The organism is Staphylococcus sp. IVB6240 (assembly GCF_025558425.1).
Classification (GTDB): Bacteria; Bacillota; Bacilli; order Staphylococcales; family Staphylococcaceae; genus Staphylococcus.
Genome location: NZ_CP094718.1, coordinates 1,879,553 through 1,905,481, shown reverse-complemented (window position 1 = coordinate 1,905,481; position 25,929 = coordinate 1,879,553). Strand labels below are relative to the sequence as shown.

General features: G+C 37.4%; 28 protein-coding genes. 22 read left to right on the top strand and 6 right to left on the bottom strand.

Features of this window, described 5'->3' with window-relative positions; genetic code table 11:
• Positions 1 to 20: 20 nt before the first annotated feature.
• Together gltS and MUA88_RS09585 are read right to left on the bottom strand one after the other, a co-directional pair.
• Positions 21 to 1,232 carry a sodium/glutamate symporter gene (gltS, locus tag MUA88_RS09590; protein ID WP_262605473.1) on the bottom strand — a complete coding sequence of 404 codons (1,212 nt, stop codon included), beginning with the start codon at positions 1,230 to 1,232 and terminating at the stop codon, positions 21 to 23.
• A 184-nt stretch (positions 1,233 to 1,416) separates the two neighbouring features.
• A complete protein-coding gene (locus MUA88_RS09585; RefSeq protein WP_262605472.1) occupies positions 1,417 to 2,256 on the bottom strand; it encodes an AraC family transcriptional regulator in 840 nt (279 codons plus the stop codon).
• Between the two features lie 143 nt (positions 2,257 to 2,399).
• Between MUA88_RS09585 and MUA88_RS09580 the strand changes: the two genes are divergently transcribed.
• The 4 genes from MUA88_RS09580 (at position 2,400) to MUA88_RS09565 (ending at position 5,077) form a co-directional block, all read left to right on the top strand.
• A complete protein-coding gene (locus MUA88_RS09580) occupies positions 2,400 to 3,101 on the top strand; it encodes a hypothetical protein (RefSeq protein ID WP_262605471.1) in 702 nt (233 codons plus the stop codon).
• Between the two features lie 286 nt (positions 3,102 to 3,387).
• A complete protein-coding gene (locus MUA88_RS09575) occupies positions 3,388 to 3,708 on the top strand; it encodes a PadR family transcriptional regulator (protein WP_262603930.1) in 321 nt (106 codons plus the stop codon).
• Positions 3,705 to 4,265 carry an HAAS signaling domain-containing protein gene (locus MUA88_RS09570; protein WP_262603929.1) on the top strand — a complete coding sequence of 187 codons (561 nt, stop codon included), beginning with the start codon at positions 3,705 to 3,707 and terminating at the stop codon, positions 4,263 to 4,265. Before MUA88_RS09575 ends, MUA88_RS09570 begins: the two co-directional genes overlap by 4 nt.
• Positions 4,262 to 5,077 carry a DUF4097 family beta strand repeat-containing protein gene (locus MUA88_RS09565; protein WP_262605470.1) on the top strand — a complete coding sequence of 272 codons (816 nt, stop codon included), beginning with the start codon at positions 4,262 to 4,264 and terminating at the stop codon, positions 5,075 to 5,077. Before MUA88_RS09570 ends, MUA88_RS09565 begins: the two co-directional genes overlap by 4 nt.
• Positions 5,078 to 5,246: 169 nt before the next feature.
• Here the strand turns inward: MUA88_RS09565 and MUA88_RS09560 are convergent, their stop codons facing one another.
• The gene (locus tag MUA88_RS09560; RefSeq protein WP_262603927.1) at positions 5,247 to 5,855 is read right to left on the bottom strand and encodes a DNA-3-methyladenine glycosylase; all 609 of its coding nucleotides are present in this window, start codon (positions 5,853 to 5,855) and stop codon (positions 5,247 to 5,249) included.
• A gap of 191 nt (positions 5,856 to 6,046) precedes the next feature.
• Here MUA88_RS09560 and MUA88_RS09555 point away from each other — a divergent pair, with 191 nt between their 5' ends.
• The 10 genes from MUA88_RS09555 to rpiA all read left to right on the top strand — a co-directional run bounded on the left by MUA88_RS09555 (position 6,047) and on the right by rpiA (position 13,056).
• Positions 6,047 to 6,739, top strand: coding sequence for a DUF805 domain-containing protein (locus tag MUA88_RS09555; RefSeq protein WP_262605469.1), 693 nt, complete (start codon positions 6,047 to 6,049; stop codon positions 6,737 to 6,739).
• 170 nt (positions 6,740 to 6,909) lie between these two features.
• A complete protein-coding gene (locus tag MUA88_RS09550; protein ID WP_262603925.1) occupies positions 6,910 to 7,110 on the top strand; it encodes a helix-turn-helix transcriptional regulator in 201 nt (66 codons plus the stop codon).
• Position 7,111: 1 nt separating this feature from the next.
• Positions 7,112 to 7,618 (top strand): hypothetical protein, encoded by a 507-nt coding sequence (locus tag MUA88_RS09545; protein WP_262605468.1) that lies wholly within the window; start codon positions 7,112 to 7,114, stop codon positions 7,616 to 7,618.
• A complete protein-coding gene (locus MUA88_RS09540) occupies positions 7,608 to 8,123 on the top strand; it encodes a hypothetical protein (RefSeq protein WP_262603923.1) in 516 nt (171 codons plus the stop codon). The genes MUA88_RS09545 and MUA88_RS09540 overlap by 11 nt, the downstream gene beginning before the upstream one ends.
• 83 nt (positions 8,124 to 8,206) lie before the next feature.
• Positions 8,207 to 9,106: an ABC transporter ATP-binding protein gene (locus tag MUA88_RS09535; protein WP_262605467.1), complete on the top strand. Its 900-nt coding sequence runs from the start codon at positions 8,207 to 8,209 to the stop codon at positions 9,104 to 9,106.
• The gene (locus MUA88_RS09530) at positions 9,099 to 10,361 is read left to right on the top strand and encodes an ABC transporter permease (protein ID WP_262603921.1); all 1,263 of its coding nucleotides are present in this window, start codon (positions 9,099 to 9,101) and stop codon (positions 10,359 to 10,361) included. The genes MUA88_RS09535 and MUA88_RS09530 overlap by 8 nt, the downstream gene beginning before the upstream one ends.
• A gap of 207 nt (positions 10,362 to 10,568) precedes the next feature.
• A complete protein-coding gene (locus MUA88_RS09525) occupies positions 10,569 to 10,901 on the top strand; it encodes a YnfA family protein (RefSeq protein WP_262603920.1) in 333 nt (110 codons plus the stop codon).
• Between the two features lie 25 nt (positions 10,902 to 10,926).
• Positions 10,927 to 11,937 (top strand): aldose epimerase family protein, encoded by a 1,011-nt coding sequence (locus MUA88_RS09520; RefSeq protein WP_262603919.1) that lies wholly within the window; start codon positions 10,927 to 10,929, stop codon positions 11,935 to 11,937.
• A 50-nt stretch (positions 11,938 to 11,987) separates the two neighbouring features.
• The gene (locus MUA88_RS09515; RefSeq protein ID WP_262603918.1) at positions 11,988 to 12,194 is read left to right on the top strand and encodes a helix-turn-helix transcriptional regulator; all 207 of its coding nucleotides are present in this window, start codon (positions 11,988 to 11,990) and stop codon (positions 12,192 to 12,194) included.
• A 178-nt stretch (positions 12,195 to 12,372) separates the two neighbouring features.
• Positions 12,373 to 13,056: a ribose 5-phosphate isomerase A gene (rpiA, locus tag MUA88_RS09510; RefSeq protein ID WP_262603917.1), complete on the top strand. Its 684-nt coding sequence runs from the start codon at positions 12,373 to 12,375 to the stop codon at positions 13,054 to 13,056.
• A gap of 57 nt (positions 13,057 to 13,113) precedes the next feature.
• On the opposite strand, the gene sdpC is transcribed toward rpiA, so the two are convergent.
• Complete coding sequence (sdpC, locus tag MUA88_RS09505; protein ID WP_262603916.1) at positions 13,114 to 14,034, bottom strand: peptidoglycan release complex CPBP-like subunit SdpC; 921 nt, start codon at positions 14,032 to 14,034, stop codon at positions 13,114 to 13,116.
• A gap of 393 nt (positions 14,035 to 14,427) precedes the next feature.
• Between sdpC and hutG the strand changes: the two genes are divergently transcribed.
• Complete coding sequence (gene hutG, locus MUA88_RS09500; protein WP_262603914.1) at positions 14,428 to 15,357, top strand: formimidoylglutamase; 930 nt, start codon at positions 14,428 to 14,430, stop codon at positions 15,355 to 15,357.
• Positions 15,358 to 15,405: 48 nt separating this feature from the next.
• On the opposite strand, the gene MUA88_RS09495 is transcribed toward hutG, so the two are convergent.
• Positions 15,406 to 16,278: a LysR family transcriptional regulator gene (locus tag MUA88_RS09495; RefSeq protein ID WP_262605466.1), complete on the bottom strand. Its 873-nt coding sequence runs from the start codon at positions 16,276 to 16,278 to the stop codon at positions 15,406 to 15,408.
• 229 nt (positions 16,279 to 16,507) lie between these two features.
• Between MUA88_RS09495 and MUA88_RS09490 the strand changes: the two genes are divergently transcribed.
• The 7 genes from MUA88_RS09490 to MUA88_RS09460 all read left to right on the top strand — a co-directional run bounded on the left by MUA88_RS09490 (position 16,508) and on the right by MUA88_RS09460 (position 25,194).
• Positions 16,508 to 17,833 carry a YjiH family protein gene (locus tag MUA88_RS09490; RefSeq protein ID WP_262605465.1) on the top strand — a complete coding sequence of 442 codons (1,326 nt, stop codon included), beginning with the start codon at positions 16,508 to 16,510 and terminating at the stop codon, positions 17,831 to 17,833.
• Positions 17,834 to 17,852: 19 nt separating this feature from the next.
• Positions 17,853 to 19,520 carry a urocanate hydratase gene (gene hutU / locus MUA88_RS09485; RefSeq protein WP_346658229.1) on the top strand — a complete coding sequence of 556 codons (1,668 nt, stop codon included), beginning with the start codon at positions 17,853 to 17,855 and terminating at the stop codon, positions 19,518 to 19,520.
• Complete coding sequence (hutI, locus tag MUA88_RS09480) at positions 19,520 to 20,755, top strand: imidazolonepropionase (RefSeq protein WP_262603911.1); 1,236 nt, start codon at positions 19,520 to 19,522, stop codon at positions 20,753 to 20,755. Before hutU ends, hutI begins: the two co-directional genes overlap by 1 nt.
• Positions 20,756 to 20,891: 136 nt before the next feature.
• Entirely contained in the window at positions 20,892 to 22,064 is a 1,173-nt protein-coding gene (locus MUA88_RS09475; protein WP_262605464.1) for a SulP family inorganic anion transporter, read from the top strand.
• Positions 22,052 to 23,179, top strand: coding sequence for an amidohydrolase (locus tag MUA88_RS09470; protein WP_262605463.1), 1,128 nt, complete (start codon positions 22,052 to 22,054; stop codon positions 23,177 to 23,179). The genes MUA88_RS09475 and MUA88_RS09470 overlap by 13 nt, the downstream gene beginning before the upstream one ends.
• 132 nt (positions 23,180 to 23,311) lie before the next feature.
• Positions 23,312 to 24,622, top strand: coding sequence for a Na+/H+ antiporter NhaC family protein (locus MUA88_RS09465; RefSeq protein WP_262603908.1), 1,311 nt, complete (start codon positions 23,312 to 23,314; stop codon positions 24,620 to 24,622).
• 83 nt (positions 24,623 to 24,705) lie between these two features.
• The gene (locus MUA88_RS09460) at positions 24,706 to 25,194 is read left to right on the top strand and encodes an SRPBCC family protein (protein WP_346014883.1); all 489 of its coding nucleotides are present in this window, start codon (positions 24,706 to 24,708) and stop codon (positions 25,192 to 25,194) included.
• 42 nt (positions 25,195 to 25,236) lie between these two features.
• Here MUA88_RS09460 and MUA88_RS09455 read toward each other — a convergent pair whose 3' ends face one another.
• Positions 25,237 to 25,761, bottom strand: a complete 525-nt coding sequence (locus MUA88_RS09455) for a hypothetical protein (protein ID WP_262603907.1) — start codon at positions 25,759 to 25,761, stop codon at positions 25,237 to 25,239.
• Between the last annotated feature and the right edge of the window lie 168 nt (positions 25,762 to 25,929).

The following is a 25,929-nucleotide window of genomic DNA, read 5'->3' as shown; positions in this document are numbered from 1 at the left end:
TGGCATCGTGCTTTTTAACTTTATGGTCTGAATGATTCAATGAATAGTGTAATAATCGGTACACCGAGTAAGTCAACAAGGAAGGCACCTACGATAGGTACAACCAAGTATGCACGCGGTGAGTTACCAAACTTTTTCGTAATGGCATCTAAGTTTGCCATCGCATTTGGTGTTGCACCAAGTCCGTGACCAATGAAACCACCAATCATTACGGCTGCATCGTAGTCTTTGCCGAGTAAACGGAAGACAACGAAAATAGAGAACAATGTAACGAAAAGAATTTGGAATAACACGATAACTACAAGTGGTAAAGCAAGGTTATAAATTTCAGTTAACTGAATACTCATTAATGCAAGTGATAAGAACACACTTAGTGAAATATCACCAATTTGGTTTGTTAATTTCAAATCAACAAGGTTCAAGTTGAAAAGTTCTGAAATATTTCGAATGATTACAGCAATAAACATAGATGCAACATATAATGGAATGTTAAATCCAGTCGCTGCACTGAACTGTTCACCGAGGTATGTACCTAATCCAATACAGAATAAAATAATTGCCATTTGGATAAAGAATACTTCGTTTAGTGAGAAGTGTTTATGCAAACGTTTGTTGATATCAATTTCTGAGTAGTCTTTTTGAACAGCATCAACATTGCTAGGTGCTAAATCATACTTTTTGATGAGATAGCGTACAACGGGTCCCCCTAATAGACCACCAGCAACAAGACCTAATGTTGCAGCCGCAAGTGCAGCTGTGACAGCTGAATCAATGCCATAGTTTTGGATTGTTTGACCGTATGCTGCAGCGTTACCGTGTCCACCTTCCATTGACATGGCACCAGCTGTTAAGCCAAGAAGTGGATCAATATTTAATAATTTTGCAGCAGATACACCAATGATGTTTTGGAAAGTTGCAAGTACACCACATAAAATCCAGTAAACGATGAGTACTTTTCCACCTAGTTTTAATAATTTAAATGAAGCGCCAAGACCGATTGTTGTAAAGAATGCTAACATGAAGAAGTCTTGGAAAAATTTACCATCTAGTTTAATTGTAAGAACACCTGTTGACGATAAAATTGCCGAGATAATCGCAAAAATTAAGCCACCAATAACAGGTGCTGGGATGCTTAAACGATTGAAGATCTCAACCTTATTGATGATTGCTTGTCCGATGATGAGTAAAAGACAGGCGATAAACAAAGTCGTGATACTATTGAGTTCGATCATAGTATGTATTCCCCCTTAATTGTAAATTGAGAAAAGGCTTACAATGCCATACCATACAATTATACTTTTTAACGAATAAAAAATCTATATTTAATTGAATTTTTGATATAAGAATGTAATTTGTAAAGTTATATAATTTTTAATATTTCAAAATGATGAAGGTGTTTTGCTAGTACACAATCTATCATGATATCGTGTGAGCCGTATGACCTTTACGATATGCGGTAGGGGTCACACCGAAGAATTTTTTGAATGCTTTAGAGAACATAAGTGGTTCTTGATAGTCGACACGCGCAGCAATCTCCTGACTTTGCAGTGATGTTTCTTGTAGTAACTTGGCCGCTTGAGACATGCGAAGTTGTATTAAATAACTTTGTGGGGACTGATTTAAGTTCTGCTTGAATAGCTTGTAGAGATAACTGCGACTCATATTAACATGTTGCGCAACTTGCTCAATTGTAATGGTCTGCATATAAGAGTGATTCATAAAGCGAATGGCTTCTTGAACACTTTCATAAATACTTGTTTCGGGGCGTTCATGGTTCTTGGGCGATATTTGATACAATGCGTAAAGTAATTGGTACAGGTCGCTCATATGTTGAATATCGTCTGACTGCTCAATCGTATAACTTTGTGCTGTATAACACATGCGTTCTACCAATTTAGAAATCATAGTGGTATCAGATTTTCTAATAACAGGATTGTCAATGAGTTGTGTGCGTTTTAAGTAATCTGTTACAAGTTGTCCACTAAACCCGACCCAGTAATAGATCCAAGGATGATCTATAGAGGCGGCATAATGAACTTGCATGCCACGTTGTAACAAAAAGATATCACCTGTCTCTAATGGGTGCGTTTCTCCATTGTAACTAAATGATCCCTTTCCAGACATGACAACATGAAGTACTGCTTCCTTACTTACCTCATAACGATAACTAGTATGAGGCGTTCCTACCTCAATGCCACACTCATCTATATTTGCTTCGATATGGCGCTTTTTAAATTTTTTCCATAATAATTGCATGTTACTTACCATCCTGATTGCTACATAATATGGAAACATTTTAGCATATATTTTCATTATAATTGAATATAACTTTTATTTTTTATGTGCTAAATTTCTATAGTAAAAAAATAATTACATATGAATAATTAGGAGAAGAATTAATGATAGCAAGATGTGAAGAAATAATAGTACAAAGAGAAATAGAGAATAGTATTAAGGGGTATCGTCTGCCTTATATCAGTCATCACGAGTATTTTGAATATAAAGGAAAACATGAATTGCATGCTATCACAGTATTGGATGGAGGCTGGGAAGTGAAGGGGTCTCAGTTTGAAGAAACAGTATTTTATACAAAAACTTTTAGTATTCAAGACTATGATATAAGCAAAGATTATTTGATCGATGTACAGAAGTTAAAAAAAGAGTTGACTGTATGGATCAATGGAGAAGAATTAGCACATTTGGATCATGGAATATGTCAAATAACACATATGATACGACCTGAAAACAATCTAATAATCGTTCACACGCAGTCTTATGATGATATAGTAGAGATACGTCAACAATTGAATGGACTGATGATTATTGAGCGAGCAAACGATCGAATTGATGACTTTGAAGTACAGAGTAAATATATGTTTAGGAATCAAGAATTATATATTCAATTGAAGATTACTGATATTGAGGGTGCCCCGATACCGACATATACTGTTATGTGTTCGGAAGGTAATATCATTGCAACAGGAGATATTCATTTAGATGAAGTGAATGAAATGATTTGTCCTCAGCGTTCGGAATTTGAAAGAGGATATCTTCTTTTTATAGATACGGAAGATGAAACACTAGTTCATACCATTGCATAACAGATAAGGGGCTGAGACATAGTGCTCAGCTCCTTCCTTTAAATATAGAAATAAGGATAGTGGCAGTAGGTGTCTGAAGTGAAAATGCGTTTTTGAAAACTTTTTTCACTTCTAGTCACCCTTGCCGGGGTGGGACGACGAAATCTTTTATAGAGAAAAAGATTTCTGTCCCACTCCCTTTTTTATAACACAGTACCTTGCAATACATAGTAGTAGGTGTTATACTTTGATTAAGATAACTACTATACATTGTTTAGTACCAATCAATACACACTGAGGTGAAGTTATGAATGTACAATTTAAAAAGGGTGCGTTAGAGATGATTGTCTTACTCATTATCAAGCGTGAACCACAATATGGTTATTCACTGGTGCAAAATATTTCAAGACATATGTCGATTGCAGAAGGTACGGTGTATCCGATTTTAAGAAGATTGGTCAAAGAAGGTTACTTATCAACTTATTATCAGGCATCAACGGAAGGACCAGCACGAAAGTATTATCAAATGACACAAGATGGTCTGGAACGTCTAAAGGAATTGCGTCTACAATGGGAAGAATTTGCAGATGTGGTATCAGTATTTATCAAGGAGAGTGAGGAACAGTGACGAAAAAAGATTATTTAAATACCCTTTATTATCATTTGAAAAGACTGCCAGAACAAGAAAAACAAGATATTGTCGCGGAGTATGACAATCATTTTATTGAAGGAATGCAAGATGGCAAAACAGAAGAAGAAATTATTGCGACATTAGGAGATCCAAAAGTGATTGCAAAAGAATTAGTTGCAGATTCAGCGGTGAGTCAAGTAGAAGAAACATCAAGTCCACGTAATATGCTTGCAGCTATCTTATCAGTGATTGCATTAAGTTTTCTCAACTTTGTCATTGTGTTAGGGCCTGTATTAATGGTGTTAGGATTTTTAGTTGGCTTGGCAATTGCGAGTATCGTGATGATTGGATTGCCTGTGTTTTTACTCTGGGCCAACCATTTCTATGACCATATTCAATTGATCACACCAGATTGGTTTGCAGCTTTTGGATATTTCGGTTTAGGGTTAATATTGTATGTTTTATGTTTCTACCTAACGAAATGGACATTTATTTTATTAATTAGATATTTGAAATTTAATGTTAATCTTGTGAAAAGGAGTGCACGAGGATGAAAAAATTCAATTTTGTTATTTTAATTGTAGGAATCGTATTCGCACTCGTTGGAACAATAGGCGCATTCTATTATTCTAAAATTGATAATAAATATAAAGAACAAACCGTTAATGTATCACATACATTTAATGCAAAAACGATAAAAAATATTGATATTAACTTGAAGAAAACAAATCTAAACGTCGTTGCTGGAGATGAGTTGAAGCTAGAAGGGCATGGCGATGGTAAGAAACCAGCTATCACTGAAGAGGTAGATACACTCACACTTGGATTAGAAGGGGAAAATAACCCACAAGCGAATGTGAACGTCAATCCGTTTCATATTAATAAAGGTGCCCATTACACATTAACAATGCCTCGGTCTGAATTATCTCGTTTGAACATAACGAGTGAATGGGGAGCTGTCGATGTTGAACAACTTAATACGAAACAACTGGTAGTTAAAATGAACAAAGGTGCATTTGATATAGAGGACAGTCGAATTGGTCAATTAAAGGGACAATTGACATATGGTGCCTTTGACTTAAGCGGCTCACAAGTGGAAGAAGTAATGATGAAGGTACGTAAAGGTGACGCGACGCTTGATGATGTACCCGCTGATATTCCAATGACATTGGATAATCAATTGGGAAATATCGATGTAACATTTGCAAAAGCACTTCAAAATATCAGTATCACAACGAAAAATATTGATGGTACTGTAGACTTAGAAGACCTTACTCATTGCACATCAATCATGCAGCAAAGTGAAGAACAAAGTAATGTCATCAAAATTATCAACAATAAAGGTACTGTTACGTTATTAGATTAAGAATGAAGAGAGAATAGAAATCTAGCAAAGGTGACTGAGGTGGAAAGTTTTAAATATACTTTCACTTCAGTCACCTTTTTCCTTAAGATGTACTTCACTAAATGGCTTGTAGTGGCATCTTCTTCCGTTCTGCTCAAGCCCAAACCGCTTCTCTCACAACCTCTTGGGTTTAACGCCATGTTTCATCGGGATTTTGACGATCACGTACGCGCATATGTGATACGAAAGGGTTGCCTTTGACGGTAAAGCGTAAAGGGGCTTTTGTCCACTCACCTTTATTAGGAATACCAATACGTGGGCTCTCAACAATTTCTCGTGGGAATTTACGATTTTTTGTATCAATCTTTAGTCGACCTTCGTTAAGGCGTGTACCATCAATTGTGCGTGGAATCGTCATGGCTGTCGTGAATTTACCTGGACCATTCGTCACGTCATAGCCTTTTTTACCTCGATTGCGCATCATGGCTTCTAATCCTTCATCCGGTTCGATTGCTCGGATTAAGACACCTTCTGGAACGCCCTCAGGTTGTGTGACGAAGTTAATAAGCAAGTAGCGATGCATCATATGACCGTATATCGTCCCACCTTCACGATAGAGAGAATTGACTCGAGGTGTGTGTTTTCCTTGATAACTATGAGCAGCTTGATCAATGGTACCAAGATAAGCCTCTGTTTCAACAATGTAACCTGAATAGATTTGTGTCGGGGTCTCATAAATAAGTTTAACGCCGAGTAAAGCTTTAGCAATATCTGTAGTTGGTCGTGTAATAAAGTCCATCATTAACTCCTTTGATTCATGATTATGTATTGGTACAGAAACGTCATTTGTTTTTTTAATAAGATACTAACCGTTATTATTTCATTTTATGCTACCAATCATGCCTATTATTTTAAAATACCCGATTTCATTATTGGCTACTACATAAAGTATGATAAGATTTAAAATGTGAAGGAAAGGAGGAAAATATCATGTATGAATATCCACAAGTAGGATTTGTAGAAGCATTTAAGCTTTTTTGGACGAACTACGTAAATTTTAAAGGGCGCAGTCGACGTAGTGAATATTGGTGGATGCAGTTATGGCATGTGTTGATTACTGTTTCAGCATCAGTCATTGCAGTTATTACGCTTTTCGTCCCGGTTGTTGGTCCGATTATTTCAGTCATTTTATGGCTTTTAATTGCCGTGTATAGTCTTGCAGTTATTATTCCTAACTTAGCGTTACTTGTACGACGATTTCATGATCGCAGTAAGACAATGTTTTTACCTATTTTTAGCTTTGTGTTATCTATCATTTACAATACTGTCTACTTCATTGCGCTATTTGATTCGGGGGATCTGTTATCTGATAAGCCGTTAGATGAATCAGCATCAATGTTTTCAGCAGATTCATCACCTTGGTTTATAGTTGCGGGTGTCATTATGATTGTTATAGCAATTGTACAGCTGATTATTTTCATTTTTACACTATTAGATAGTAAAGAAGAAACGAATCAATATGGCCCTTCACCGAAATATACAGAACAACCAAATCAGCAACATGTTCCGCAAACACAAGTAAAAAGCGAAACTTCTGTAACAGAAGAGAGTAAAGCATTATCTGATTTGGATGATTTAGAAGAACAATATAGAAAAAAACAAGATGACCCATATAAATATTAAAATAAGTTTATTAGATTTCAGGCCCGCTACAGCAGATTTTAAATGTAGTGTTTGGCCTGTTTTTTTGGTTTGGTGTGTCGGGTATATTTGACATAAATGGTGAATGTCGGGTATATTTGACACAAGGGAAGTATTTTACTCATTGTTTATAACAGAATTGGGAGGTCATCATGACACAAGTGAATAGAGTAAAAGCATATCGTGTGGCAAAGGGCGTATCTCAGTTGGAACTCGCACGGCGTGTAGGTGTATCGCGACAAACGATTAATATGATTGAGAACGATAAATATAATCCAACCTTGAACTTATGTATTCGAATTGCGGAAACATTAGATGTGACGTTAAACGACTTATTCTGGGAGGAGAGATAATATGGGTATGTATAAAAAATTTGCAGGTTTGACATCAGAACCAGATGAATATCAAAAAAGTAAAATTGATGAAACACTCGCATTGGCTAATATTATCGGAATGGTTGGCTTAGGACTGTTAACCCTACTTTCATTTACGATTGATATGGAGACAAATCAAATTTCCGCTTTCACAATTGGAGGCCCTATATTATTGATAGTTATTGGGATGCGTAGTCTGACATTGTTGAAAGACTATACAGATCATAAATACTATGTTGATACAGAGGAAGAGGCACAACGATTGAAACGTCATTTGAAGCGAAAATACTTTATTTATATGATTTTATTATTGCTGTATTTAATTATTTCTCTGAATGTAATAGCACCTATATTAACGGGACAATTGCCATATTGGCACAGCACTGAATCAATTTACGTACTTTTATTGATTGTCCCCAATATTATATTGGCTTCTTCAATAAAAAATCGAGTTCAAGTGAGAGAGGATGAGGACGATGAGGTTTAAACAAGAATTGTTAAATACATTTAATGGTGAACAAGTTAAAGATGAGTATGAAATCCAACATTCTCGACATGTGCAAGCAGGAAACTTTGTCTGGTTTTTCTGGGGACTCATTATTCTTCTTAACATCTCTATTTGGATAAAGATTTTCTTGCAACAAGTATTTGTGATAGAAGTATTGGGATTGTTGTTATTTATTGGATTGTCATTATGGATAGAGCTCAATTTGAAAAAATATCGTGCAAATCGAACAGAAGTGGATGATGCACAAAGTTATGAACAAATGATCAGTCAGTTACGTCGTAGTGCTGTATTGTTTGGAGCGGCCATGTTTGCAACATCTATTGTAGTGAATGTAGCGCTTCGTTTTGCGCTAGAAGCAGAACCACCATCAATGGGGCGTATTATTTTTATCTTTTCAGTATGGGTCATTTGCGCTGTATTGAGTGGTGTTGCTATCTATATTCTTGGGAAAAAGAAAATTGATCGTACGTATAAAGATAAGTAAAAACTGTCCTTTCGACAAATGAATTTGTCAAAAGGACGATTTTAATGTACAATAAAATTAATCATATACAGGGAGGGGTAACAATGTCTTTAAATATTTCACATGTATCAAAGAAGTTTCGGGATTTTACAGCTGTTGATGATATCAATTTGACATTAGAAAAAGGGAAGATGTTAGGTTTTCTTGGACGTAATGGTGCAGGTAAGACTACAAGCTTCCGAATGATTTTAGGGTTAATGGAGCCAACAGAAGGAGAAGTTACATATAATGGCAAACCGATTACGTCAGATATGTATGATGTGATTGGGTATTTACCAGAAGAGCGTGGCTTACATCCGAAATTAACGGTGAATGAAGAACTCACTTATTTGGCTACATTAAAAGGAATGAAACCGAATGAAATTAAAAAAGCGATTGATGCTTGGCTGACACGCTTTGAAATTACAGAAAATAAGAATAAGAAAATTGAAGCTTTATCAAAGGGGAATCAGCAAAAGGTACAGTTATTAGCGAGTATTTTACATGAACCAGAATTACTTATTTTAGATGAACCTTTTAGTGGTTTGGACCCGGTTAATGTAGAGCTACTAAAAGGGGCGGTAAAAGAGTTGAATGCGAATGGTTCAACGATTATTTTCAGTTCACACCGTATGGAACATGTAGAAGAACTATGTGATGATATCTGCATTATGAACGCTGGTAAAATGGTCGTTCAAGGACCGATACATGAAGTGAAAGAAGCATTTGGTTATAAACGTGTCGCGATTGAAGCGGATTATGATTTAACGGAGCTAGCGACATGGCCTGGTGTTGTGAAGTATGAACAACTGGGCGAAACAATCCATTTAACGATTGATGATGTCGCTGTAGCAGAATCCTTGTTTACATATGTGCAACAGCATGGATTTGTTCGTCGCTTCCAAGTATTAGAGCCAACAATCAATGAAATATTTATTCAAAAGGTAGGTGAGCAACATGTCTAAATTTTTGGCAACTTTCCGACTCACATATGCAAATAAAATCAAAGCAAAGTCTTTCATTATAACGACACTTCTGATGATGTTATTGATTGTCGGTGGTGCGAATATTGATAAGATTATGGGCTTGTTTAATGGCGATGATCATGGAGAACAAGTGGCGATTGTGACACAAAATGATAGTGTGTATGACGCGATTCGTGCACAAGGAAAGCTCATCGATAAAAATATAGAATATCAACATTTGTCTAAAGAACAAGCAACGAAGGCATTGAAAAAAGATAAAGTGGACTATGTTGTGGAAGTGACACAAACTGAGCAAAAGCAGTTAAAAGGAACAATTATTGATACGGAACATGTCTCTGATAAATATAAAGCGACATGGCAAGCGACGCTCTCTCAAATTCAAAAAAGTATGGTGGCACAAGGATTAGATTTATCACCAACAGAGTTACAACAGTTACAAGCTGAAACTCAAGTGACCGATAAGATGATAGGTGAAAGTGGAAAAGATGGGGATCAAGACGTATCAGAAATGGAAGAAGTTATATCTAGTGTGATGGTAAGTATCTTGAATGTATTAATGTTCTTTATTGTCGTAAACTACGCGAACCAAGTGGCAATGGAAGTAGCAACTGAGAAGACATCGCGTGTATCTGAAATGATTATTACAAGTGTGAAACCAGTGGTCCATATTGCTGCAAAAGTGTTAAGTGTGATTGCAGTTTCTTTAACGCAATTGCTTGTTATCATCGTAACAGGGATTGTGAGCTATTATGCATTTAACTTAAGTGAAAAACTGGGTAAAATTGATTTTGAATGGACAGCCCATTTAAAACGCTTGTTAACATTTGGTATTGCCTTCTTTATCATCAGTATCATCTCATTCATCATATTGGCTGCGATACTGGGTAATATGACAGCACGTATTGAAGATATTTCGCAATCATTAATGCCGGTAACACTCTTAATGATTGGTGCATTTTATGCGGGGACTTTCGGTGCAATGAATCCAGAACATATCATTGTACGCATATTAAGCTATGTACCATTCTTCTCGCCATTTGTGACGTTAACGAGGTTATCACTACCAGGCACACCAACGATGGAAGGCATCATTGCAATTGTGATTCATATCGTATTAATTGTTGTTCTTGCATGGCTTGCTGCGAAAACATATAAAAATGCGGTATTAACATTTGAAAAAGGTATCGTTGCCTCATTCAAACGTGTCTTCCAAAAAGAAACGTCTAAATCATAAAACAGCAGAAGTCGATATCGGATAAAGAGATGAATCATGTTTCAAAATCCAAGGTCCCTATGATGTGACAAAATTGATTGTTCATTATAGGGACTTCTTAAGACGGTCTCATATTAATCATACTTTATCATCGACTTTGAGTTATTTCAGGATATTACAAATCTATAGAAGCTGATATAATAGGGATAAAGAATATGAGGTGATGAGATGAATTTTGTATATGCAACAGCGATATTTATTTTAGCGGGCTTATGCGAAATTGGTGGTGGTTATCTCATATGGTTATGGCTGCGTGCGGATAAACCGATGTGGTTAGGTTTCTTGGGGGGCGTTGCATTAATCCTATATGGCATTGTTGCAACACTGCAAACTTTTCCAACATTCGGTCGTGTTTATGCAGCATATGGTGGTGTGTTTATCGTATTAAGCCTGATGTGGGCGTATTGGATTGACAAAGAACCACCTGATAAGTTTGACATCATTGGTGGCATCATCTGTGTCATTGGTGTACTAGTGATGGTTTTGCCATCGAGGGGCTGAGGAGCAAAAAGGAGCACGAGGCAGAATGCATGTAATTATTGAACAACAAACGAACGGAATAGAATTAATTAAAATTAGTACACAAAGAACAAAAGTGACCTTTTCTAACTATGGTGCGAGTATTGTAAGTTGGAAGGTAGACGATAATAATATTGTATTAGGCAATGCTGTTGAAGCGGATCAGTTTTATCCAAGTCATCCTTTCTTTTTTGGTGCAACAGTTGGCCGATATGCAGGACGTATTGAAAATGGGCAATTTACGTTGAATGATACACAATATTGTGTGGAACAAAATGATACACCGCATCATCTGCATGGAGGCAGTGAAGGGCTTTGGCAACATCTTTTTGAATATGACGTTCATGAAGATGATGATCAAGTACAAGTGATTTTTACTGCAAAATTACAAAGTATGAGAGATCATTTCCCGGGTGATATTGATGTGAAAATTGTGTATACATATGACACAACGGATACATGGACGATTGAATATTTTGCAGAATCAACGGAAGATACGTTGTTTAATCCAACAAATCATGTCTATTTCAACTTGAATAGAGATAATAATGTGGTGGACAATCATACGTTAATGAGTGAAAAGTTGCAGATGTTTCCATTAGATGAAGTCGGTATGCCAAATCGAGAGGTCATTGACCTGAAACAACAGTTTGGTGCAGAACCTATTTCACTGGATTCAATATTTAGTGCGGAAGACGCCTTACTTGCTGAACAAGTTGCGAAGGTAGGCGGTTTGGACCATCCGTTTGAGGTACATCAAGGTGAACTGGTTGTAGCTAATCAAGATTGTGAATTACATGTGAAAACAGATATGCCACAAATGGTACTATACACGTTCAATGATCCGACTACTTGGGACAGCTCAATGAATATATATAAATCGCATTCCGGTATTACGATTGAAACACAAAGCTTACCGAATGATATCAATATATTTGGAGAGGAAGCTGTTTCACTTTTACGTGCACATACGCCTTTTTATTCAAAAACATCTTATCAGCTTGTAGCGAAGTCATAGTAGTTAATTTAGAAAAGGGAATAGGATTTACCTAGAAAGAGGTGACATAGATGCGTAACAGACTTAAAGAATTGCGAGCGAGGGATGGCTATAATCAGACACAACTTGCGCAAAAAGTAGGCGTTTCTCGTCAAACGATCTCATTAATAGAACGCAATGTCTTTGAGCCATCTATTGTGACAGCGATAAAAATTGCACGAACTTTTAAAGAACCTGTAGAAAGCGTATTTATATATGAAGAAGAATCATCGTCATAGAAATAAACGTGTGTCGGTGATATGAAGCGTGAAGGTCAGTGATTGTTCATTTGCGTTGGACTTTACGATAGTCTAAATCTATTAATATGATTGAAGAAAGTGGTAGTTGAATGGGTAGCCATATTCGGTTCATTCGTTACTATGCCACGCCTTTTATTCAAATAAACAGGAGGGTGTCATGGATACAAAACAATTAAAGTTAATGACATTGGAAGAAGCAGTTTCGCGTATTGAAGATGGTATGGTACTTGGGATTGGTACGGGTAGTACAATTGAGCTACTTGTACCGGGAATTGGAAAACTTGTTAATGACAAAGGTTACAAGTTGACGGGTGTTTGTACATCTAAAAGAACAGAATCACAGGCGACAGCTTTAAATATCCCTGTGATACATGTGAATGATGCGACACATATTGACCTCGCTATTGATGGGGCGGATGAGATTGATCCGCAATTAAACTTAATCAAAGGTGGCGGCGCAGCACTGTTCCGTGAAAAAGTCATTGATGAAATGGCTGAGCAGTTTGTTGTGCTTGCAGATGAAACAAAAATTGTAGATTATCTTGGCCAAACGTTCAAATTACCTGTTGAAGTTGATTGTTTTAATTGGCGTCTCGTCATGCGTCACATTGAAGGTTACATCAAAGGAGAAGTCTCTCTACGTATGGCAGATGAACAACCGCTCATTACGGATAATGGCAATTATATATTAGATGTTCATTTAACAGAAAAAGTAGATCCATATGAATTTCATGAATTCTTGATCCACTTAACAGGTGTTTTAGAAACGGGCTATTTCTTAGATTTAGCAACTGAAGCGATTGTTGGAACGCAACTCGGTGTAAAAATATTACAACGATAAATGAGAAAGAAGGAATTGAGACATAGTGCTCAGTTCCTTCTTTTTCATTTTTACATATTATGTTGTCTTGTTTGTTGTTTCATTTGAATTTGTTTCGATATCTTGAACATCTGTTGTTTCAGGTTTTGATGTCTGAACGTCTTCTTTCGTTGTAACGGGTGTCTCAGATGTCTTTTCCGCTTTAGCTGCTTGACGTCGACGGCGGAAGAAATTAAAGATACTGAATAATACACCAAGTGTCACAACAACGACAGCAATCCCACCTGTTGCATAGGCAAGTACTTTCATTGAGAATACATCACCGAGCTCTTCACTGAAGAAGAAGATTTTTGCAAAGCTCATTGCTGCATGGAAGATCGTTACGATATAAATCGCACGCCCACCTGTACCACGGATCAATTCGCCAATAATCATTGAAAATGAGAAGACATAAATGGCACTATACATGGTGTAAGGCATACCAAAAGCAGTATTCACTTCCCAAATTAAATATAAAATACTGACAAAAACATTAGCAAAGAAGTGAGGCATTTTTGATTCCACTAAGTTAAATAAGTAGATACGGAATCCAAATTCAATAAAAAATGCCATTACTAAATGACCAATTAAAATTGTCCAAATTGTTTCTGATAAATCTTCGGCTTGTAAGAGAATGAAACTATCTGCATAGGTATTGAATGCGTACATGCCGATAATAAAAATAACTAAAGGAATCGTAATAGCGAGCAATAGTCGTTCGATTACTTTAAAATTAATTGTTATTTTAAACCCGAATAATTGTTCGCGTTTATGTTTGAAAATAAGTAGGCAGACAATGGCTGCGATAAAAGGACCTAAGCTGTTAAGCGCAAATACGAATGGCTTAAAGCCGGACGCTTTTTGGAAGTCTTGTAAAATCAGTGGACTTGCGTAGGCTAATACAAAAAATAGGAAAATAGACATTGCCCACTGGAAGCCTGAAATACGCGATTGATTCATATTTAATCCTCCGTTTAAAGGTTCACTCATATTGATAAGAACGAGTCATGATGTCATAGATTAGGCATTTTTAAAACAGTTTTGTCGTTACGATGGTGAGGTATGAACAATGGTGTACGCACCTTCAAAAATAACATCAAATTTTATAAATAGTATACGACAAAGCCAATCATTTCTCGATAATAATCTATGCACCATTATAACCATAACGAAACAATAAATAAATTGTTTCATAATATTTATCATCTAATTGTAATGAAATGGTAGTCAGGTTGATATACAATTTATTAACAAAATGAATAGATAGAATACAGAAACTAAAAAATGATGACATTGAAATGAGTACCTCAAGACACGTATACTAGAAGTGAGAAAAAAGAGGGGGGATAAAACATGTATCAACAACCAGATCAAACGATATGGACAGGTCGTTTAGATAGCGAAATAGATCGCACAGCGCTTCGCCATTTTCAAACAGTTACATTTGGTGACTTGTCATCAGATATTCAATCGAATAATGGGGTAGCATTACTTGGATATGCTATCGATGAAGGGGTTAAATTAAACAAAGGTCGACCAGGTGCAAAGGAGGGTCCTGATGCCATTCGCCGTTCATTTTCAGGATTACCAACCATGTCAGAGATATCTATTACAGATTATGGAAACGTCTCTCATGAAGCAGAGACTTTGTATGAAACACAACAAGCATTTGGAGAGTATGTCTCAAAGCTATTAAAACATCATTCGCGTACTTTTTTATTAGGGGGTGGGCATGATATTGCATATGCCCAATATTTGGGAGTACGTGCGGCGAATCCTGGAAAATCAATTGGTGTGATCAATATCGATGCACATTTTGATAATAGAGAAGCAGAATATTCGACATCTGGTACAAGTTTTCGTCAGATGTTAGAGCAAGATGAGCAACTGGATTATTTTGTCTTGGGTATTCAACGTGCGGGAAACACGCAAAGCTTGTTTGATTATGCAGATGAAAGTCAAACAGAATATGTACTTGCTGATGAGCTAAAAGGACGTATTGATCCACGTTTACGAAATAAAATTGAGAACTTTATACATGAACATGATGTGATTTTATTTACAATTTGTATGGATGTGATTGATAGTGCCTACGCGCCTGGAGTCAGTGCGCCGGCAGTCTTAGGTTTAATGCCAGGTGTTGTCTTAGAATTAGCCAAACGTATTTTACAATCAGATAAGGTGACATCATTAAGTATTGCAGAGATGAATCCAACATATGATATTGATAACCGAACAGCTAAGTTGATTGCACATATGTTGACGTATTTAATACATGACTAGCAAGAAACACAGATGCCTCTTTCCAAGGTATCTGTGTTTCTGTTTATATTATAAATTTCCCCAATAATTTTGGCAGGCTGTGACGAGGTCCCTGACATGTGCACTATATTGACGATGACGTGCATAGTTAATATAGATCGTACGTTTGATAGTGGGGCGAATTTTGATAGCACTCAAGTGTTGCGTACGGTGTGATTGATAGTAAACTCTTGGAATAACGGCATATCCCATATCTTGATGTACGAAGTTTGTCGCCGCTTCAAAACGTTCCACTTCCATTACAATATTTGGTCGTTCTTCCAAATGTGTAAAGTAATCATCAATGTGTTTGCGTACTTGATAAGGTCTGTTAGGCAAAATCAGTGGAAGTTTTTTGATAGAAATAGAACTTTTTTCTGGGAATCGATCGTTAGGTGCCAATAATACATAATCTTCTTCATACAATGGAATCGATACGACATCTTCATGGCGAATTTGATCATTCGAGATACCGAGATGTAATTCGAAATTAGTTAACTTCTGTGCTAATACTTCAGGATTCAGAATTTCAGTGATTTGGTAATGTTGATCTGGATGCTTTTGATGATGTCGTTGGACTACCATGGAAACCCAATAAGCAGTCGATTCAATAATAGACATTTTAATCTTAGGTGTTTGGCTTAATTTTAAGTCATACATCCGTTCCATCGTTTGATGATATTGTTGTACGAGATTCACTGCATGATTGTAGAACTGAATCCCCTTTTCAGTAATTGTAATTTCTTTCGTACTGCGTTTTAACAATTGATAACCTAAATCTTGTTCCATTTTTTTAATGGTGGTCGTGAGTGAAGGCTGACTGATGTGTAATGCTTGTGCAGCTTTGGTAAAACTATTGCGGTTGACGACTTCAATAAAGTATTCCAACTGTAATATTTTCATGTGCAACCTCCTATTTATAGTTTGAAGCTATTAATAATTAGTTTATTGATATTAGTTATTTATAGAATAGCATATTACAATGTGAGTGAGGACAAAAATATGTCGTATAACAGCCAAAAGCATTAAAAAGAAAATATGTAGATACTAAAGTCAGATTATTTTGAACATAAGGAGGACAGAATGATTAGGTGCTTGAAGTCACAAAGAGAATATACAAAGGGGTGATGTGATGAATAAACACCAACGACAGTCACAGAAAGAAGGCATAAAGGGGAAACAAATGTGGCAGTTTTGGGTGTATAGCGGATTGGGGATTATCTGCTTTTTTATCCCAATACAATTAGGGGGCAATGAAACGATTCTTGTGGATCATGCCCATTTGAGTTTTAGAGCATTGATGGGGAATGCGATGCCATACTTAGCCCTATTCATGATACTGGTAGGTGCATTGCTTCCATTAAAAAGAAAAGATTATCAAAAGTCAGTCACGGATGCTGTACTTGTCGTATTCAAAGTCTTAGGTGCCATCATTGGTGTGATGTACGTCTTTAAGATTGGACCTGCTATTTTATTTAATGAAAATTATGGCCCATTCTTATTCGATAAATTAATGATGCCACTGAGTGTGTTAATTCCAATTGGTGCCGTGGCGCTTTCATTACTTGTTGGTTATGGCTTATTAGAATTTATCGGCGTACTTATGCAACCGATTATGCGACCTATTTTTAAAACACCTGGTAAGTCAGCGATTGATGCCGTAGCGTCATTCGTAGGGAGTTACTCTTTAGGGTTATTAATTACGAATCGTGTATACAAAGATGGGATGTACAACAAAAAGGAAGCAGTCATTATTGCGACTGGTTTTTCAACGGTATCAGCAACATTCATGGTCATTGTGGCGCGTGCGCTTGATTTAATGAATCACTGGAACTTGTATTTCTGGTTGTGTTTGATTATTACATTTATAGTGACAGCTATTTCTGCACATTTACCACCGATTTCTAGAGAGTCGGAAGCATATTATGAAGGTCAGCAAGGAGAACAGGAAGAAGAAGTGGTTGGGAGCCGTTTTGTAGCAGCATGGCAAGAAGCTAAGAAACAATCTCATCAATCACTCCCATTATTAAAAAATATATGGGTGAATATTAAAGATGGTTTAGAGATGACGATTGCGATATTGCCGTCCATTCTATCCATTGGGTTTATCGGATTATTACTAGCTGATTATACACCCGTGATTGATTGGTTAAGCTATATTTTTTATCCAATTGTTTATCTGTTTCCGATACCAGACCAAGCGTTATTGGCAAAAGCATCAGCCATATCGATTATTGAAATGTTTCTGCCATCGTTAATTGCCGCTAAAGCAGCGTTGGAAGTTAGATTTGTTGTCGCAATCACAAGTGTTTCTGCCATTATTTTCTTCTCAGCACTGGTGCCATGTATTTTAGCCACTGAGATTAAAATTCCTGTTTGGAAACTTGTGGCAATCTGGTTTATTCTTGTGGTACTGACATTATTAATTGCGATTCCAATCAGTTTATTGATTTTCTAAAACAAAGGAGAGATGTTATATGTCTAGAGAAATTAAAGCGAAAAAAGGGATAGATATTGAATGTAAAGGATGGGAACAAGAAGCGGTATTACGCATGTTATACAATAACTTAGATCCCGAGGTAGCAGAACATCCAGATAAACTTGTCGTGTATGGGGGAATTGGTAAAGCGGCACGTAACTGGGAATCATTCGATGCGATTGTTGAAACATTGCGCCGCTTAGAAAGTGATGAGACAATGCTCGTACAATCTGGGAAACCAGTGGCTGTCTTTAAGACGCATGAAGAAGCGCCACGTGTGTTACTTTCTAACTCTGTACTCGTGCCTAAATGGGCAAACTGGGAACATTTCCATGAATTAGACCGTAAAGGCTTAATGATGTATGGTCAAATGACAGCTGGAAGTTGGATTTACATTGGATCTCAAGGGATTGTACAAGGAACGTACGAAACATTTGCTGAGTTAGCAAATCAACACTTTGACGGTTCATTAAAAGGAACTATTACTTTAACAGCCGGCCTTGGTGGTATGGGTGGTGCACAACCACTGGCAGTTACAATGAATGAAGGGGTTGTTATTGGTGTAGATGTGGATCCATCACGCATTGAAAAACGTATTGAGACACGTTATTGTGACATGATTACTTACTCATTAGATGAAGCACTAGAACGTGCACAAGAAGCAAAAGAAAAAGGAGAAGCCATTGCCATTGGTTTAGTGGGGAATGCGGCAGAAGTACATCACGAAATTTTAAAACGTGGCTTCAAGATTAATATTGTAACGGACCAAACTTCTGCACACGATCCATTGAATGGCTATGTGCCTGAAGGATATACGTTAGAAGAAGCAAATACGTTGCGTGAGTCAGACCCAGATCGTTATGTGACATTATCTAAACAATCGATGAAAAAACATGTGGAAGCCATGTTAGCATTCCAAAAACAAGGTGCCGTGGCATTTGATTATGGTAATAACATTCGCCAAGTAGCCTTTGATGAAGGATTAGAAAATGCTTTTGACTTCCCTGGTTTTGTACCAGCATATATTCGTCCACTTTTCTGTGAAGGGAAAGGACCTTTCCGTTTTGCTGCGTTATCAGGTGATCCAAAAGATATCGAACGTGCAGATGAATTGATGCGTGAGTTATTCCCAGAAGATGAAAAACTGATGCGTTGGCTAGATATGGCAACTGAAAAAATTGCGTTCCAAGGCTTGCCATCACGAATTGCTTGGCTTGGATATGTAGATCGTGCCAAGATGGGACTGGCGTTGAATGAACTTGTACGTAAAGGTGAGATTTCAGCACCGATTGTGATTGGTCGTGACCATTTAGATGCGGGTTCTGTAGCATCTCCTAACCGTGAGACGGAATCAATGAAAGATGGTTCTGATGCAGTAGGTGACTGGGCCATCTTAAATGCGCTAGTTAATACAGCGGCAGGCGGCTCATGGATTTCTGTCCATCACGGTGGTGGTGTGGGTATGGGTTACTCATTACATGCCGGTATGGTAGTTGTGGCTGATGGATCAGAGCGTGCAGAGCGTAGATTGAAACGTGTCTTAACAACAGATCCAGGTATGGGTGTTGTGAGACATGCAGATGCAGGTTATGATATTGCCATTGAGACTGCGAAACAGAAAGATGTTGATATGCCAATGATTACACGTAAAGGTGAGGATAAATAATGAATGATTTAATCATCCAAAATATCAAACAATTGATTTTACCAAAATCGACGGATCGTCCATTAAAAGGGAAAGAACTGGACGAATTGAATATTGTTGAAAATGGCACAGTTGTTGTGAAAGATGGGAAAATTGTCTATTCTGGTCCATATACTGAGGAGTATGAAGCACAAGAAGTCATTGATGCCTCAAATCATGTGGTGTCACCTGCACTTGTAGATGCACATACACATTTGGTGCATGGCGGATCTCGTGAACATGAAATGTCATTGAAACGTCAAGGCTTATCTTACCTTGAAATTTTAGAACGTGGTGGTGGCATTTTATCTACAGTAGAAGCCACAAGAACGGCGACGGAAGATGAACTATTCAAAAAAGCGGAACATGATTTATTAACGATGATTCATCATGGTGTATTAGCTGTTGAGAGTAAGAGTGGTTATGGTTTAGATAAAGAAAATGAGTTAAAACAACTGTACGTGTCACGCCGTTTACAAGAGAAGTATGGTATTGATATGCGTCATACATTTTTAGGACCTCATGCTGTACCGAAAGAAGCGGCATCTAATGAGGCATTCTTACAAGAAATGATTGACTTATTACCTGAAGTGAAAGAATTAGCAGACTTTGCAGATATTTTCTGTGAAACAGGTGTCTTCTCAATTGAGGATTCAAGACGCTATATTCAAGCAGCGAAAGAACAAGGATTCCGCGTGAAAATTCATGCGGATGAGATTGATCCGTTAGGTGGATTGGGATTAGCCATTGATGAAGAGGCGATTTCTGCAGACCACTTAGTTGCAGCGAGTGACGAAGACAAGAAGAAGTTAGCTGATACAGATACAGTAGCTGTATTATTACCAGGTACAACGTTCTATCTTGGCAAAAATGACTATGCAGATGCACGTGGTATGTTAGAAAACAATGGCGCGATTGCAATTGCGACGGACTTCAACCCGGGTAGTTGTGTAACGAATAACTTACAAATGGTGATGGCGATTGCTGCGTTGAAGTTAAAGTTATCTCCAAATGAAGTATGGAATGCAGTGACGGTAAATGCGGCGAAAGCAATGGATGTTGATGCCGGCACAATTAATACAGGCGATAAAGCGAATATTGTCATTTGGCATGCACCGAACCATGAATACATTCCATATCATTATGGTATTAACCATGTTGATACGGTTATTCATGAAGGACGTACGATTGTGAAAAAAGAATTAAATTTAAAATAGAATAAATCACTTAAACACGTATGTACGGATGGGGGTACATGCGTGTTTTATTTTACGAAACAGGCATATGTTACACTTTACATTTATTTGATAGAATAGAACATAACCTACATAGATAGACAAAGGGGATGAATCTATGCAAGCATGGTGGGAAGATTATCGTGCGTCATGGTTAGGGAATTACTATCAAAATATTCTTGCAGGTGTACTGGTAGCTTTAGCGATGTTACCAGGTGCCATAGCATATAGTTTTATCGCTGGGGTTAGCCCGACAACGAGTATGATTAGTACATCAATGATGATGGTGTACATTAGTTTTTTAGGGGCACGGACACTCATGGTATCGGCACCAAGTAGTGGTGTATCTCTCATTGTTGTTATGATTACCGCGTCATATAGCTTAGATATGTTAGCCGCTTCAATTATTGTCATGGGAGTCATACAGATCATATTTGGTTACTGTCATGTATCTAAAGTAATTAAATTGATTCCAGTACCTGTTGTTATTGGCTTTATGAATGCACTTTGTTATTTACTATTTGCAGCACAACTCAAACATATTTTTGGTCATAATTTGACGACTTACATATATGCGATTTTAAGTTTATTGGTGATTTGGCTCGTGCCAAGATGGACGACTAAAATACCTGCTGCTTTATTATCCATTATCGTTTTTACTTGTGTATCCTTTTTCACGCATGCCGATTTAAAACATGTGTCTGATTATGCAGATATTCATGTGAAAATTCCAAGTATGCAATTGCCGCATCTCGATTGGCAAATGGATACGATTTTGCAAGTCGTGGTGTTTGGTTTGATGTTGGCAACAGTTGCAACCATTCAAACAAGTCTGATTGCACAAATGATGGATGATTTGACACAAACACCCAGTGATAAAGATAAAGAATCACGTGGTCAAGGTGTTTCAAACTTACTGATTGGTTTATTCGGTGGTTTGGCAGGAAGTGGTCTTGTAGGACAGTCCAAGTTCGTTTATTTCAGTGGTGCTACTTCAAGATTATCTATGTTGGTCATTGGTGTTGTGATGGGCTTATTTGTATTTGTGCTAGGGCCTATCGTGGGTCAAATTCCAATGGTCGTATTAGCGACAGTATTGATTAAAATCGCACTAAAAGCATTCGATCCAAAAACGAAAATATTAATTGTTAAAAGACGCTATGCAGATTTTATGATTATGTTGTTAACAGTTGGTCTAACCATTTATACCAAAAACTTAGCTTTGGGCGTACTTGCTGGAACAGCTTGTTATTATTTATATAAGGGAGTTGAAAAAGTATGGCAGAATTAACAGAACAATTGATTGCTTGGAGACGTGCATTTCATCAAGCACCAGAATATGCACATACAGAGGTTGAAACAACACGACGATTGCGTAAAATATTACAAGATCATGAAATAAATATATTAGAAACACCACTTGAAACAGGTTTGATTGCAGAAATTGGACAAGGTGAACCATTCATTGCTGTCCGTTCAGATATTGATGCGTTACCAATCTTTGAACAAACAGGTTTATCATACGCATCAGAAAATAAAGGTGTGATGCATGCTTGTGGTCATGATATCCACATGGCAGCGATTCTCGGAACAGCTATCCTATTGAAAGAACGTGAGGCAGACTTACCGGGACGTGTACGCTTTATTTTTCAAGCGGCTGAAGAAGTAAGTCAAGGCGCAGATGCTATTGTTAAAACAGGGATGTTAGATGGTGCAAAAGCAATTGTTGGTTTTCACAATGATCCGACACTGCCAGTTGGAGCATGGCGAGCAAAAACAGGTTATATCACAGCCAACGTAGACCGCTTCAAAATTGATGTGACAGGTGTGGGTGCGCATGCAGCTATGCCTCAAGACGGAGTAGACCCACATATTATTCTGAGTCAGCTCATCAGCGGTATTCAAACGATTGTCAGTCGAAATGTAGCACCTTATGAAGAAGCAGTTGTGACGATTGGCCAAGTACACAGTGGTGAAACATGGAACGTAATTCCAAGTCAAGGTATGATTGAAGGAACCGTGCGAACACTGACACCAGAAGTGCGTGATCTGGTAGAAACACGTATGCAACAATTATGCGATGGGCTGGCATTACAGTATCAAGCTGATGTTGTACTCGATTATCAACGATTAACTGATGGTGTTTATAATGATGCAGAATTACAAACACTTGCTTGTCAAATAGCTGAAGAAACTGGATATGATGTGCAAGAGCAACCGCGTGCACAAATGATTGGGGAAGATTTTGCGAGCTATCAACAAATCGCACCCGTTCATTTTGCGATGATTGGTTCAGATAGTGTGTATCCATTACATCATCCACAATACAATCCAAATGAAGCAATACTCGACAAAGTACCATATTATTTTGTAAACTTTGTAGAGCGTCTATTTGAAAGAGTGTAATCAAACGTCTAATAGCGTGATGTTATTCATATGGATATCATCACAGCCTGTTAGATTATAATAGAGCAAAACAGCGATGGGGTCACGTTGGTAAGACGTACCCCTTGCTTATTTTATGAAGGAGTTTCAACAATGCAAAGAGAAGAAAGAGAAAGTGCGTGGGCCCTCATCCCTCTAGTCGTCTTTATTGGACTATTTTTAGGTGCAGGTATTCTCACAAAAGATTTTACATTTTTACCCCTTAATGTAGCAGCACTGATTGGTGTGATTGTCGCACTACTCATCAATCCAAAAGAAAAATTCACACACAAAGTGGAAGTGTTTGCGAGAAAAGCAGGACACCCGAATATCATTTTAATGATGTTGGTATTCGTTTTGGCAGGCGCTTTTTCACAAACAGCTGAAGCAATGGGTGGTGTTTCATCGATCGTTAATTTAGGACTATCCCTTATTCCACAACACTACTTGATTGTAGGCATTTTTATTATATGTATGTTTATATCTATTTCAATGGGAACATCTGTCGGAACAGTGGCAGCGATTGCACCTGTTGGTTTTGGCATTAGCGAGGCAACAGATATTCCGGCAGCACTTGCCATGGCAACAGTGGTGGGTGGTGCGATGTTTGGTGATAATTTATCAATGATTTCTGATACTACGATTGCGGCTGTCCGTACACAGAATACACGCATGGCTGATAAATTTAAAGTGAACTTCAGAATTGTTGTACCAGGCGCTTTGGTAACACTTGTCATTTTATGGTGGTTGACACATGGTAATCAAGTTGATCAATCAGCGAACTACGATTATGACATGATAAAAGTGATTCCATATTTATTTGTACTGATATTGGCAATCGTTGGTGTAAATGTTGTGATTGTCTTGATGGGGGGTATTTTACTATCAGGGATCATTGGCTGGATTGATGGTTCGTTTGGCATGAAAGGTTTTTTAACTGCTGCATCAGAAGGTGTTATTGCGATGGAAGATATTGCAATGATCGCATTGCTTATTGGTGGAATGATTGGCTTAGTTGAACACTATGGTGGTGTGACGTGGCTTCTAAATTATGTAAAACGACGTATTCATTCACGACGTGGTGCAGAACTCGGAATTGCAGGATTAGTGAGTATGGCTGATATTGCTACAGCGAACAATACGATTTCGATTATCATGGCAGGCCCTCTTGCTAAAGATATTGCTGATGAATATGAGATTGATCCACGTAAATCAGCGAGTATTTTAGATATATTTGGGAGTGCTTTTCAAGGAATTTTACCGTACAGTCCACAGTTAATTGCTGCAGCTGGTGTTGCAGGGATTTCTCCGATTATGTTGCTACCGTATTCCGTTTATCCAATGATGTTAGCAATATGTGGTCTTGTGGCGATTGTTTTTAACTTACCCCGCTTAAAGTCACGTCCCGATAAATCAGCTCAATAGGCAACTAGTGAAATGATTGGGCAAATGTATAAAATACAGTACAATAGAATTAATAGAACATCCAAAGTAAGAATGGAAGTGAAATGATGCAAAATGAAGCCGTTGAAGTAGAGCTTGTACGTTTGATGAAGACGACACCGGAAAATGCGTATCAGGCATGGATCGTACCTGTCCACATGAAAAATTGGTGGATGACTTCACCAACGACCAATACAGCCATCCACAGTGATGCGGTAGAGGGTGGCACATACGAAATTCGAGATAGAGTACGAGACAAGGAACGTGTCGTCAAAGGAACATTTGAGCAACTCATCCCTCATGAACATGTTCAATTGACAATACAAATGCCAGCAGTCAGTGAAGAATCAGACTTCATTGATGTTCATTTTGAAGAACGCAGTCCGGGTATTACACAGATGACTTTCCGTTATCAGACTGTGTTTGAAAAACCACGCCATATGTCTAATCTCGTTTACAAGCAGGAAAAGAAAGCATATCACGACCATACAGCACATGCTTTTGAATTAATGTTCGATACATTACAAGCATATTTAGAACGTGACAATGACTAATATTTAAGCACCTTGGCCCAAACTAACGGCCGAGGTGCTTTTTTAAGATATATGGGATTGATGATGTGCACGTTGTGGTAGGCTGGCATAGTAAATGTCAATATGTCTTGTAGCAAGTGTACGAATCAATGTCATCATGCCTGTTGGTGTTGTTGACACTCTTAAACGCTGGCGTGAAAAACTGTATAGGATATGTTCTGATGGAAAGTTTGATAACACATCAATCACTTTATCTTTAATGAACGGATCTGTCAGGCCATCAATCATCAGCTCATAATGTTGTTCATTCTGTGAGAGGTGTTGAATAGGTGTTAAAGTGTGTGCCTCTTGTGTAAGAACAAGTTGATAAATAGAAAAGTTATGAAAGCTTAGTAAACCAACAAAATAAGGGAGTACTTGTTTTGGTAGATGAATACGTAGGAAGTAGCATTGTTTTAATTTTATGAATTGATATTGAACAGGTGCTTGAAATGTAATGTTTTCCAGTAATTTACTTAAACGACGGCGCTCTGCACGACGGTCAAGGTGGTTGATGTTCAGTGTATAAGATTCTATTTTATCAATCATTGTTTATAGGCCTCATTTGAAAGTATTTATTGTTTATATTTTAGCATGCAGATACATTGAATTCAGTAGGACTTCAGTAGTAAATCTGATGACTATGTTTGGAATTTAAGAGTGGAAAATACTTAAAAGTGTAAAAGTGCTAGAAAAATATTGGGAATAAGGTTGTCG

Excerpts from the sequence above, each read along its gene's own strand:
- gltS (WP_262605473.1), bottom strand. The coding sequence starts at position 1,232 with ATGATCGAACTCAATAGTATCACGACTTTGTTTATCGCCTGTCTTTTA.
- MUA88_RS09555 (WP_262605469.1), top strand. The coding sequence starts at position 6,047 with ATGTATGAATATCCACAAGTAGGATTTGTAGAAGCATTTAAGCTTTTT.
- MUA88_RS09580 (WP_262605471.1), top strand. The coding sequence starts at position 2,400 with ATGATAGCAAGATGTGAAGAAATAATAGTACAAAGAGAAATAGAGAAT.
- MUA88_RS09465 (WP_262603908.1), top strand. The coding sequence starts at position 23,312 with ATGCAAAGAGAAGAAAGAGAAAGTGCGTGGGCCCTCATCCCTCTAGTC.
- MUA88_RS09475 (WP_262605464.1), top strand. The coding sequence starts at position 20,892 with ATGCAAGCATGGTGGGAAGATTATCGTGCGTCATGGTTAGGGAATTAC.
- hutI (WP_262603911.1), top strand. The coding sequence starts at position 19,520 with ATGAATGATTTAATCATCCAAAATATCAAACAATTGATTTTACCAAAA.
- MUA88_RS09565 (WP_262605470.1), top strand. The coding sequence starts at position 4,262 with ATGAAAAAATTCAATTTTGTTATTTTAATTGTAGGAATCGTATTCGCA.
- MUA88_RS09525 (WP_262603920.1), top strand. The coding sequence starts at position 10,569 with ATGAATTTTGTATATGCAACAGCGATATTTATTTTAGCGGGCTTATGC.
- MUA88_RS09540 (WP_262603923.1), top strand. The coding sequence starts at position 7,608 with ATGAGGTTTAAACAAGAATTGTTAAATACATTTAATGGTGAACAAGTT.
- hutU (WP_346658229.1), top strand. The coding sequence starts at position 17,853 with ATGTCTAGAGAAATTAAAGCGAAAAAAGGGATAGATATTGAATGTAAA.
- MUA88_RS09455 (WP_262603907.1), bottom strand. The coding sequence starts at position 25,761 with ATGATTGATAAAATAGAATCTTATACACTGAACATCAACCACCTTGAC.
- MUA88_RS09545 (WP_262605468.1), top strand. The coding sequence starts at position 7,112 with ATGGGTATGTATAAAAAATTTGCAGGTTTGACATCAGAACCAGATGAA.
- MUA88_RS09490 (WP_262605465.1), top strand. The coding sequence starts at position 16,508 with ATGAATAAACACCAACGACAGTCACAGAAAGAAGGCATAAAGGGGAAA.
- MUA88_RS09530 (WP_262603921.1), top strand. The coding sequence starts at position 9,099 with ATGTCTAAATTTTTGGCAACTTTCCGACTCACATATGCAAATAAAATC.
- MUA88_RS09550 (WP_262603925.1), top strand. The coding sequence starts at position 6,910 with ATGACACAAGTGAATAGAGTAAAAGCATATCGTGTGGCAAAGGGCGTA.
- sdpC (WP_262603916.1), bottom strand. The coding sequence starts at position 14,034 with ATGAATCAATCGCGTATTTCAGGCTTCCAGTGGGCAATGTCTATTTTC.
- rpiA (WP_262603917.1), top strand. The coding sequence starts at position 12,373 with ATGGATACAAAACAATTAAAGTTAATGACATTGGAAGAAGCAGTTTCG.
- MUA88_RS09515 (WP_262603918.1), top strand. The coding sequence starts at position 11,988 with ATGCGTAACAGACTTAAAGAATTGCGAGCGAGGGATGGCTATAATCAG.
- MUA88_RS09520 (WP_262603919.1), top strand. The coding sequence starts at position 10,927 with ATGCATGTAATTATTGAACAACAAACGAACGGAATAGAATTAATTAAA.
- hutG (WP_262603914.1), top strand. The coding sequence starts at position 14,428 with ATGTATCAACAACCAGATCAAACGATATGGACAGGTCGTTTAGATAGC.
- MUA88_RS09560 (WP_262603927.1), bottom strand. The coding sequence starts at position 5,855 with ATGGACTTTATTACACGACCAACTACAGATATTGCTAAAGCTTTACTC.
- MUA88_RS09470 (WP_262605463.1), top strand. The coding sequence starts at position 22,052 with ATGGCAGAATTAACAGAACAATTGATTGCTTGGAGACGTGCATTTCAT.
- MUA88_RS09495 (WP_262605466.1), bottom strand. The coding sequence starts at position 16,278 with ATGAAAATATTACAGTTGGAATACTTTATTGAAGTCGTCAACCGCAAT.
- MUA88_RS09460 (WP_346014883.1), top strand. The coding sequence starts at position 24,706 with ATGATGCAAAATGAAGCCGTTGAAGTAGAGCTTGTACGTTTGATGAAG.
- MUA88_RS09585 (WP_262605472.1), bottom strand. The coding sequence starts at position 2,256 with ATGCAATTATTATGGAAAAAATTTAAAAAGCGCCATATCGAAGCAAAT.
- MUA88_RS09575 (WP_262603930.1), top strand. The coding sequence starts at position 3,388 with ATGAATGTACAATTTAAAAAGGGTGCGTTAGAGATGATTGTCTTACTC.
- MUA88_RS09535 (WP_262605467.1), top strand. The coding sequence starts at position 8,207 with ATGTCTTTAAATATTTCACATGTATCAAAGAAGTTTCGGGATTTTACA.